Source organism: Alteromonas sp. AMM-1 (assembly GCF_047290655.1).
GTDB classification, from domain to species: Bacteria; Pseudomonadota; Gammaproteobacteria; order Enterobacterales; family Alteromonadaceae; genus Alteromonas; species Alteromonas mangrovi.
Window position 1 is genome coordinate 1 of record NZ_JBLBUE010000142.1, and the last position, 9,580, is coordinate 9,580.

The following is a 9,580-nucleotide window of genomic DNA, read 5'->3' on the forward strand; positions in this document are numbered from 1 at the left end:
AAAATAAAACTTTATGTCATTTTAGCGTTTCAGACGTGAGCGCAATCCCAGCGCAACCAGACCAAAAGCAAATAACGCTAAACCAGTTGGCGCAGGCACAGGAATTTCACGAGTGCTTAAACCGATTACAATGTTGTCGAACTCTCCCGCGATCCCGCTGGTGTCAATGACCAGTGTATCGAACTGCTCCGCAATCGAGAATGCAATGTTTACGTAAGTGTTTGATGCAGGACTCGATTGATTACCTGATTGACCACCTAAGGCTGACAGTAGTTGAGAACCAGTAATTTGAGTTACCAGACTACCGCCAGAATAGAACTTAAAATCGTTGTAAGTATCAACTGAACCCCAGTAAAAGCCCAGATACGTAATTCCCAACAGCGTGTTGGAACTTATCGAATTTGTGAAATAAGTCAGTAAATCGTTGTAGTCAAACGTGATAGAGGATGTACCAGAGCCATTGTTGGTAACATACCCATAACAGGTTGTGTCATTTGCAGGTGCTGCAGCTGCACCAGGAACAGTGCCTTTCCTAATACCCACTTCAGATAGATTAGCTGTTACATCTACACCGATTGGTCCGCCGTTTAAACTGTTTACCGCGCATTCACTTTCAAACCCGGGCTTTGTATAAGCAGTTGAGCCTGGGAATGTAGGATCACCTGTAGCGATATCAAATGTTTCAATAAAATAACCAGATAAACCACCAGTAACCGGGTCAATGAATGAACTGGTTAAGCCTGAACCGTCATTGGCCGTTGCGCCACCGAAGGTAATAGTTGCTGCATTTGCAACATTTGACGACCCCAAAACTACCGCAGCAGTGAGTGTGAGGGCTTTTGTAAAGCTGGAAAATTTGTTCATTTTACTATCCCCTGTAAAAAAGAAAGTTACACTGAACAATAAAGCATCAATTATGCCAAGAAATAAATAATTTATCTTTCAATGAGTTGCGAATTTAACAAAGCGACGGGGATGTTAAGGTGTAAAAAAAACCGGCACTTGGCCGGTTTTTTTAGCGGTAAACTTTCTACCTCGTTATTTTTTCAAACGAGAGCGTAGGCCTAATGCAATCAGACCGAAAGCGAACAGTGCCAGACCTGTAGGAGCAGGAACTGGGATTTGGCGAGTGCTCAGACCAACAACGATGTTGTCGAACTCACCTGCAATGCCGCTGGTTTTAATTACCAGAGTATCAAACTGCTCTGCGATAGAGAAATCGATGTTTACATAAACGTTTGACTTAGAAGAAGTCTGGTTACCAGACTGACCGCCCAACGCACTCAGTAATTGAGAACCGGTAATTGATGTTACAAGGTTGCCTTCTGAATAGAACTCGAAATCGTTAAAAGTGTCTACTGAACCCCAGTAGAAACCTAGGTAAGTAATACCCAACAGGGTGTTTGAGCTATACAGAGTGGTATAGTAACTTAACAGCGCGCTGTAATCGAAAACGGTAGTCGCTACACCTGAGCCATTATTAGTCAAGTATCCATAACAGGTACTATCGTTAGCTGGGGCAGCGGCCACACCGCTTACAGTTCCTTTACGAATACCTACTTCAGATGCGTTCGCAGTTACTGCAACGCCAGCAGGGCCGCCATTGGCGCTGTTTACAGAACACTCTTGTTCAAAACCAGGCACGGTATACTCTAAAGAACCTGGAAGGCCAGTAAAGTTAGTTGCTTGGTCAAACGATTCAATGAAATAATCTGCTTGTCCACCAGTCAGTGGATCAATGTATGAACTGGTTAAGCCTGAACCATCATTCGCAGTTACACCACCAAAACTGATAGTTGCAGCCTGAGTAGTAGAAGCAAAAGCCAGGGCTACCGTCAATGGTAATGCTTTTGATAAAATTGATAATGCTTTCATTAGTACTGTCCTCTAAGATTCGAAAGTTACCGCACTTAACCATTAGCATCATGTGTGCCAGTTTTTAAATTATGTTAATTAACAATAACTTGAGTTGTATTCAAGTCGCTGGGAAATAGCTGCTGTAAAGTTTTTCGACATATATGACGGTTTTACTGACGTTATATAAATTAACTAATACGCCTGCTCAGAAAAGCCTGTTTATACAACGTATCGGGTAACTTGGATAACAGGTTGGTTAATTATTGAACGAGTTGTTCAGGAGTTTTGTTGAATTTGCTTGTTAACCTGAGTCTGAATGTCTTTCAGCATGTATTTAAATCCAGGTGTCAGGTTTTTTAACAGCAACTCTGCATTGATATAATAAGGCGCTCGTTGACCGTGATAATCAATGGTAGGGCCAATTTGTACAAACTTAATGCCAATAAAACGCATACTGCGCGCTAGTCGTGGTTCCATCATGACAAAGGCGTGACGAATACCCTGACTAAGCGCTAATGATGCTGCCGTTAAATACAGGCCGATAGCAATAAATGGAAAGCAGCGAAGCTCTGTTTCAGAGTAGGTGGTTTCGTTAATTGCACCGGTTGCTGCCCCGGCAAATTTATCCATCGCCCGTCGTCTGAACTGCGCAGGTACGGCAAGGCGGGATATTTCACAAATCTCCTCTCGCTTGAAATGTCCTGGCGTAAATTCAGGGTGGGCAATGGAATGCAGACAATATTTTTCCAAAGGAAGCAGTTCATCTGAGCTTCTTGGTGTTACCAGTCTTACGGTACCTGCGTATGCCTTGGTATTCAGATGCTGAATCATACAATATTGTGACCAGGCGTCGAAGTCGTCAGTTTCCATGCCATTTTCTCTGACGGGCTCAAAAGCAAGTTCCTCGCAGTATACGTTGTGACGAATTTTGTACACTTCATCACGTAACAGGTCTGAATGCGCAATAACCGGGGTTAAAAATGTAGAAAAGTGTTTTGAAATAGCGTCAGCTTCCCGCAAACGCTTGTAGGCCTGCCATAATTTTCCGATTTTTTGGCTTGTACTCTTAAACACATCTACCTCTGACGAAACCCCACTTTACCAGTGGCATTGATTTGGCTGGATAAGGCGTTGACCCAATCATTCATATTGGAATAATAGTAGCACTCTTTTTAAACAAGTAGATAAAAATCGTTCTTATACTTATGGTGCTGTTGTTACTGGATTATTTTTGTTATCGCTATAAATAACATTTACTTGAATGGATTTTTTGTGATTTCACCTTTTACCTGACCATGTTTCAAACAGAAGGCCAACATATTCATAAAGTGCCCGGTGAGTGTGCTCAACACTGCTAATCGACGGCATATTTAACACAATATCAAAGTCTGGCGGGCTTAGATGTTCAACTGGCACAGCAATCAGTTGGGAAAATCCCACACGTTTGGCAATGAGCATCAGGCGTTTCATGTGAGTTGCCGAAGTGACTACCGAAATGGGGACATCACCAGTAAACGAGTACAGTGCAATCAGCTCTTCTTCGGTATTCGAACCTTCTGACAAGGCAATAACCGGGCTGTTTGTTATATACCCGGTAAAGCGTTTGGCCTCCTGAGCATAATCGGTTTGCGGATCTTCCAGAAAATGACCTGCCGTTACAATAATGGTTTGGCCCGATATTCTGGCCATCATAGCCGTTTGCGTTAATCTGGTGAGTGAGCAGCGCGGCCACTGGCTTACTTCAACAGTATCAACATCGTAAAAATAGCAGCCGGGAGTATACAGATACGCAGCTTCCTGCCAGCGCGTACTTTGCAGCGTAAGTACCGGATAGGCATACTCGAGTGGACGTAGCAGATAATTGCTGAAAACATACTGGCTACTGATAAAAAGCCACGTTATTGCTGAGGTAACGAGCCACGATGCCACGCGCTTTTGTGGACGTTTTAAATGGCATACCCACGCAATAACGAATACTATAAATGCTAGTACCAGTGGTGACAGCATTAATTTGACGGTGTATTTAACGAAGCCTATAAATAGCGATTCCATGCACGATGACCTGAAACATCCATGCTATCATCCTTACGAAAACTGACAGGAGTTGCAATGACGAGATTGTGTTTTTTTCTATTATTTTTCAGTTTTGTTGCCAACGCACAGGACGCGATTAACTGGGTAAATATTATTCAGAAGGTAAAACCCTCGGTGGTAGGAATTGGCTTACACACGCCAATGAATGCACCTGCCAATCAGTTACAAGGTACTGGGTTCGTTATTGGTAACGGCAAATTTGTTGCAACCAACTACCATGTGATAGCGGAACCATTGGATCCGGAAGTTGTGCAATACCGTGCGGTATTTGTTGGTAACGCAAAAAATACCCGTACTCTGCGCGCTGAAGTAGTGGGATTCGATCCGGTGCATGACTTGGCTATACTCAAGATAGACGAAGCTCTCAAGCCGTTTAAAGTTGGTGCTGATACCTACGTGCCCGAAGGTACAATTGTTGGCTTTACAGGCTATCCGATTGGCGCTGTGCTGGGGTTATACCCGGCAACGCACAGGGGCATGGTGGCTGCTATTACGCCGGATGCAATGCCTGCTTATAATTCAACGCAACTCTCAATCAACATGCTGGACCGTCTGAAGCAAACCTTCATGATTTATCAACTTGATGCAACGGCTTATCCCGGTAACAGTGGCAGCGCGATGTACCGTGCAGACAATGGTGTAGTAATAGGCGTGATGAATAAAGTATTTGTTGCTGAAGGAAAGGAAAACGTACTCAGCAAGCCATCAGGCATATCATACGCTATACCCGTAGTGCATCTGCGAGAGCTGGCCGCGAAATACAATATCGATATCTGATGTACAGGAAGTGGGTGTGATCAACGGATGATCTATCGCGGCTGGCAATGCTAACTGAGTTGGTTTATTGTTTTGGCACGATTTCACGTCGGTTCTGTTAGTGTATCTGGAGGCTAACGGTGCTTTCGTAAACAAGTTAAGTAAAAGTCTGTGAGGGTCACAGATCTCAGGAGTGTAGAATGAAAGTGCTCGTTACCGGGGCTGCGGGTTTCATTGGGGCTGCTGTCAGCAAAGTACTGGCAGCCAGAGGCGATACCGTTATTGGGGTGGATAATCTCAATGATTACTACGATGTAACCCTAAAACTCGCACGCTTAAAAGCACTGCAAGAGGCTGGTTTTTCAGGGCGTTTTGAATTTATCAAACTCGGTGTGGAAATGCGCGAGGGTATGGAGGCGTTATTTGCTGCACAACAGTTCGATTGCGTTGTACATCTGGCTGCCCAGGCTGGAGTGCGGTATTCATTAGAAAATCCTCATGCTTATGTTGATGCCAACCTGGTTGGGTTTATGAATATTCTTGAAGGGTGCCGTCATCACGCTGTTAAGCATTTGGTTTATGCGTCTTCCAGTTCAGTATATGGCGCCAATGAAACTATGCCGTTTTCTGAATCGCATAATGTTGATCATCCGGTAAGCCTGTACGCAGCCAGTAAAAAAGCCAATGAGTTAATGGCGCATACATACAGCCACCTTTATCAGTTACCTACCACCGGATTGCGTTTCTTTACCGTATACGGCCCTTGGGGACGCCCGGATATGGCACTGTTTAAGTTCACCAAAGCAATGCTGGAAGGCGAGCCTATTGACGTTTATAACTATGGAAACCACCGACGCGACTTTACTTACATTGATGACATCGTTGAAGGGGTGATTCGCACGCTAGATAATCCGGCAGCAACTGATAACAGCTGGAGTGGCATTGAACCGAATCCGGCTACCAGCAAAGCGCCATATCGAGTGTACAACATTGGGGCGCAAAACCCGGTGAATCTGCTTCATTTTATAGAAACACTTGAGAAAGCGCTTGGCGTGAGTGCAGACAAGCGCTTGCTGCCTATGCAACCTGGAGACGTGCCTGATACCTATGCAGATGTCTCTCGTTTAGTTGCTGATACAGGGTATCAGCCATCGGTGAGTGTTGAGCAGGGGATTCAGGCGTTTGTTAGCTGGTATCGTGAGTTTTATAACGTGTAACTTGCGGGGAGGGGTATGCGGGTTACAAAACCGGCATGACTGGTCGCTCTAACCGCTGAAGTTTTGCCGGTAGAAAATTCATTGCCGTCTGATAGCCCTGTTGAAACAGGGCTTCCTTATCGGTTTCATCCATATCAAAATCAACTGAAGATGCTGAACCGGTATTGATTACCAATGTGTTATGCCAGTGCTCGGCATGCACATATTCCCGCGATAGCGCCGTCATAAAGGTGCGGATCAACAAGCCAATATACTGTGGCAGTATGAACCGTTTGGGGTTAAACGGCTGCTCTCTCGCTTCACTGCGAAGCCGGAAACACACATTGGGTGTGCCATCGCGCTGCCAATCCTGAAATAGTGCATCTTCGGCAAGGATCGCGCCGTCTACCAGCATGTGCTTTTCGTACACTTTAAAACTGAAAAGCAGAGGAATCGACATGGAACACCGTACCGCATGAGAAACACGCATGTTTGGCGTTTGTTCTTTATTAAAAATAACCGGTCCGCCACCGTTTACATCTGTAGCAAGAATATGTAGCGGGATAGGTGCATCGGCAAAGGTCATTCCGTCGATTTGTTTGTCCATCCAACGTTCAAATTTAACACCAGATGAAAGCCCACCATATCGGAGTAAGCGAAATATTGAAAAATCCCTGAACTGTTTAAAATCGGTATTCACCGCAAGGTTGTACAGATCGGTATTCGACAGCCCGTAGCTGTGAAGTGCTGCAACAATGGAGCCGCCGGAAATGCCAACCAAAGACGAAAACTGGACATTAAGATCACTGAGTGCTTTTAAAATACCGATGTGCGCAAGCAGCCTGGTGCCGCCTCCGGAAAAAATGGGAACAATTTTATTTACTGCTGGCATTCACTCACCCGTGTTGTAAAACGGTTAGCAATTCACTTTGAGGGCCTGGCTTTATTCCGGAACCCTTTTATGAGCATATACTAAAAACGAGGTTTATCGAGTTGATTAGTGACGATATTAACAAAGCAGGCCTTATTTCAAGAAGTGAAATAAGGCCTGCGTTTTGATTTGACGTGGCTTTGGAAATTATTGAGCGCGTAATGCCGCTTTCATTTCTTTGCGCTTTTGATGCAGCAATGGCTCGGTGTAACCGTTGGGCTGTTCTTTGCCTTTGAATATCAACTCACTGGCGGCCTGGAAACCTATTGAGCTTGCAGTATCTGGCGTCATTGGAAGGTATTCCGGGTCGTCAGCGTTTTGTTTATCAACAAGCACCGCCATGCGCTCCAGTGATTCCTGAACACGTGACGCGGAAATCACACCGTGCGCTAACCAGTTTGCAAGATGTTGGCTGGAAATACGCAGCGTCGCCCGGTCTTCCATTAAACCCACATTATTAATGTCTGGTACTTTCGAACAACCCACGCCCTGATGCACCCAACGCACAACATAACCCAGAATACCTTGCACGTTGTTATCGATTTCACGTTGGATCTGTTCATCCGACAAACCGCTTGTGTCGCTTAGCAATGGAATCGTCAAAATATCATCTATACCATTAAAGCGCTCAGCGGCCAGCGTTTGTTGCAAACCAAATACGTCCACCTGATGGTAATGGAGTGCATGTAATGTGGCTGCGGTAGGTGAGGGTACCCAGGCGGTGTTTGCGCCTGCTTTCGGATGACCAATTTTTGCAGTCATCATTTGTGCCATTTGATCGGGGATTGGCCACATACCTTTACCGATTTGGGCTTTACCCGACAAACCGCAAGCAAGACCGGTGGCTACGTTTGCTTTTTCGTACGCCTGAATCCAGGTCATGGTTTTTAAACTGGCCTTGTCAGCGAAGATGCCAGCCTGCATTGATGTATGAATTTCATCACCAGTGCGGTCCAGGAAACCAGTATTAATAAATACGGTGCGCTGTTTGGCTGCCGCGATACAGGCTTTTAAGTTAACACTGGTGCGACGTTCTTCGTCCATTATGCCCATTTTTAGAGTAAAGGGCTCAAGGCCAAGTACCTCTTCAATTTTGCCAAATAATGCGTTACTGAAGGCCACTTCTTCCGGGCCGTGCATTTTGGGCTTAACAATGTAAATACTGCCTGTGCGGGTATTTTTAAATGGGCTGTTACCCAGCAGGTCGTGCTTGGCAATTAACGATGTGATCACGCCATCCATTATCCCTTCTGGTACTTCCTCGCCGTCGAACAGAATGGCATCGTTAGTCATCAGATGGCCTACGTTGCGCACGAACATCAGGCTTCTGCCAGAGAGCGTCAGACTGTCTCCGTTAGGCGTTTGATACTGACGGTCGGTATTCATACTGCGAGTGAATGACTTACCCGCTTTATCCATGGTTATGCTCAACGAACCTTTCATCAGGCCCAGCCAGTTCGAGTAAACCAGCGTTTTATCTTCTGCATCTACCGCCGCAACTGAATCTTCACAATCCATAATAGTGGTAAGCGCGGCTTCAACCAGGATGTCCTTCACGCCAGCCGGATCTGTTTTGCCAATAGGATGAGTGCTGTCGATTTGTAATTCGAAGTGCAGGCCGTTGTGTTCAAACAAAAGTGCATCCGGTGTTTCAACGCTACCCTGATAGCCTTTGAACTGGTCCGGATTTTGTAACGTCACAGACTCGCCGTTTTTCATGCTCACAGTAATTGTGTTGCCTGCAAGGCTGTACTTTACAGCATCTTCGTGACGGCCAGAGGCCAGAGGTAATAAGGTATTTAGCCATTCGCGGGCAGTAGCAACCACTTTGGCTCCGCGAATTGGATTGTAACCACCGCTTTTCGTTGCGCCATCGTCCTCGCTGACAACGTCAGTGCCATATAAGGCGTCATACAGACTACCCCAGCGCGCATTTGCCGCATTTAATGCATAACGTGCATTATTAATTGGCACAACAAGTTGCGGGCCGGCCATCGTTGCCATTTCGGCGTCAACATTACTGGTTTCAATACTAAAGTCGGCTGGTTCGGGTAACAGGTAGCCAATGTCTTGCAGAAACTGCTTATACTCGGGGCCTGTCGCTGGCTTGCCAGCCTGATGATAGGCATCTAGCTGCGCCTGCAAGCTATCCCGTTTTTCCAATAATGCTTTGTTAGGGGCAACAAACTCAGCAAGCACGGCTTCAAATCCTTGCCAGAAGTCAGCTGGCTCGACACCTGAGCCAGGTAGTGCCTGTTCGTTAATGAAGTTGTCGAGAACGGACGCAACCTGCATACGGCCACGTTGAATGTAATCCTGCATAATAGTCCCCTGGATCAAAGTATTTTCTACAGTGTAGAGGGTTAATAGATAATTTCTAAGTTTATGGTTTTTATTGTAGCCATAAATATAGTGAATTATTGTTTGGTGCAGGTATAACGTTCGCTTGCCGGGCAAAAGCGTTGCCCGGCGACATTACAAAAGTACGATTTGCTTTTTACTGCATATCTGCCGCAACCTCGCCTATCAGGCGACGAAGCCAGATATGTCCGGCATCGTGATGGAGCAGGGCGCTCCAGGCCATTTTCAGTGCAATCGGTGGAATGTCGAAGGGTGGCTCGCGTAGCACAATGCTGGGGTCATCCTTAAAAATCTTGGCCGCTTTGCTGGGCAGGGTGGCGATAAGATTTTGACGTTTGGCAATTTGCAGCGCGGCGTGATAATGCCGGGTAAACACGCGAATATC

Annotated in this window: 8 protein-coding genes and 1 pseudogene; 2 read left to right on the top strand and 7 right to left on the bottom strand. The window is 45.8% G+C overall.

Going from position 1 to position 9,580, the window contains the following annotated elements; translation table 11 throughout:
- Nucleotides 1-21: 21 nt before the first annotated feature.
- The 4 genes from ACLR2L_RS16315 to ACLR2L_RS16330 form a co-directional block, all read right to left on the bottom strand.
- On the bottom strand, nucleotides 22-864 hold the full coding sequence (locus ACLR2L_RS16315) for a PEP-CTERM sorting domain-containing protein (protein WP_413369583.1): 843 nt from the start codon (nucleotides 862-864) through the stop codon (nucleotides 22-24).
- A gap of 174 nt (nucleotides 865-1,038) precedes the next feature.
- Nucleotides 1,039-1,875: a PEP-CTERM sorting domain-containing protein gene (locus ACLR2L_RS16320; RefSeq protein WP_413369585.1), complete on the bottom strand. Its 837-nt coding sequence runs from the start codon at nucleotides 1,873-1,875 to the stop codon at nucleotides 1,039-1,041.
- A 258-nt stretch (nucleotides 1,876-2,133) separates the two neighbouring features.
- Complete coding sequence (locus ACLR2L_RS16325) at nucleotides 2,134-2,931, bottom strand: PEP-CTERM/exosortase system-associated acyltransferase (RefSeq protein ID WP_140956260.1); 798 nt, start codon at nucleotides 2,929-2,931, stop codon at nucleotides 2,134-2,136.
- A 204-nt stretch (nucleotides 2,932-3,135) separates the two neighbouring features.
- The gene (locus tag ACLR2L_RS16330; protein ID WP_140956259.1) at nucleotides 3,136-3,909 is read right to left on the bottom strand and encodes a YdcF family protein; all 774 of its coding nucleotides are present in this window, start codon (nucleotides 3,907-3,909) and stop codon (nucleotides 3,136-3,138) included.
- A 57-nt stretch (nucleotides 3,910-3,966) separates the two neighbouring features.
- Between ACLR2L_RS16330 and ACLR2L_RS16335 the strand changes: the two genes are divergently transcribed.
- Both ACLR2L_RS16335 and ACLR2L_RS16340 read left to right on the top strand, forming a co-directional pair.
- Entirely contained in the window at nucleotides 3,967-4,728 is a 762-nt protein-coding gene (locus tag ACLR2L_RS16335) for a S1 family peptidase (RefSeq protein WP_413369588.1), read from the top strand.
- Between the two features lie 179 nt (nucleotides 4,729-4,907).
- On the top strand, nucleotides 4,908-5,924 hold the full coding sequence (locus ACLR2L_RS16340) for an NAD-dependent epimerase (protein WP_413369590.1): 1,017 nt from the start codon (nucleotides 4,908-4,910) through the stop codon (nucleotides 5,922-5,924).
- A 22-nt stretch (nucleotides 5,925-5,946) separates the two neighbouring features.
- Here the strand turns inward: ACLR2L_RS16340 and ACLR2L_RS16345 are convergent, their stop codons facing one another.
- The 3 genes and pseudogenes from ACLR2L_RS16345 to ACLR2L_RS16355 all read right to left on the bottom strand — a co-directional run.
- The gene (locus ACLR2L_RS16345; protein WP_413369592.1) at nucleotides 5,947-6,795 is read right to left on the bottom strand and encodes a patatin-like phospholipase family protein; all 849 of its coding nucleotides are present in this window, start codon (nucleotides 6,793-6,795) and stop codon (nucleotides 5,947-5,949) included.
- Between the two features lie 186 nt (nucleotides 6,796-6,981).
- A complete protein-coding gene (locus ACLR2L_RS16350) occupies nucleotides 6,982-9,156 on the bottom strand; it encodes a malate synthase G (protein ID WP_413369594.1) in 2,175 nt (724 codons plus the stop codon).
- A gap of 175 nt (nucleotides 9,157-9,331) precedes the next feature.
- A pseudogene (locus ACLR2L_RS16355) lies at nucleotides 9,332-9,580 on the bottom strand (LysR family transcriptional regulator); the annotation flags it as partial.

Bases quoted from the DNA above. Each gene is read 5' to 3' on its own strand.
- ACLR2L_RS16340 (WP_413369590.1), top strand. From the start codon at position 4,908: ATGAAAGTGCTCGTTACCGGGGCTGCGGGTTTCATTGGGGCTGCTGTC.
- ACLR2L_RS16335 (WP_413369588.1), top strand. From the start codon at position 3,967: ATGACGAGATTGTGTTTTTTTCTATTATTTTTCAGTTTTGTTGCCAAC.
- ACLR2L_RS16320 (WP_413369585.1), bottom strand. From the start codon at position 1,875: ATGAAAGCATTATCAATTTTATCAAAAGCATTACCATTGACGGTAGCC.
- ACLR2L_RS16350 (WP_413369594.1), bottom strand. From the start codon at position 9,156: ATGCAGGATTACATTCAACGTGGCCGTATGCAGGTTGCGTCCGTTCTC.
- ACLR2L_RS16330 (WP_140956259.1), bottom strand. From the start codon at position 3,909: ATGGAATCGCTATTTATAGGCTTCGTTAAATACACCGTCAAATTAATG.
- ACLR2L_RS16345 (WP_413369592.1), bottom strand. From the start codon at position 6,795: ATGCCAGCAGTAAATAAAATTGTTCCCATTTTTTCCGGAGGCGGCACC.
- ACLR2L_RS16315 (WP_413369583.1), bottom strand. From the start codon at position 864: ATGAACAAATTTTCCAGCTTTACAAAAGCCCTCACACTCACTGCTGCG.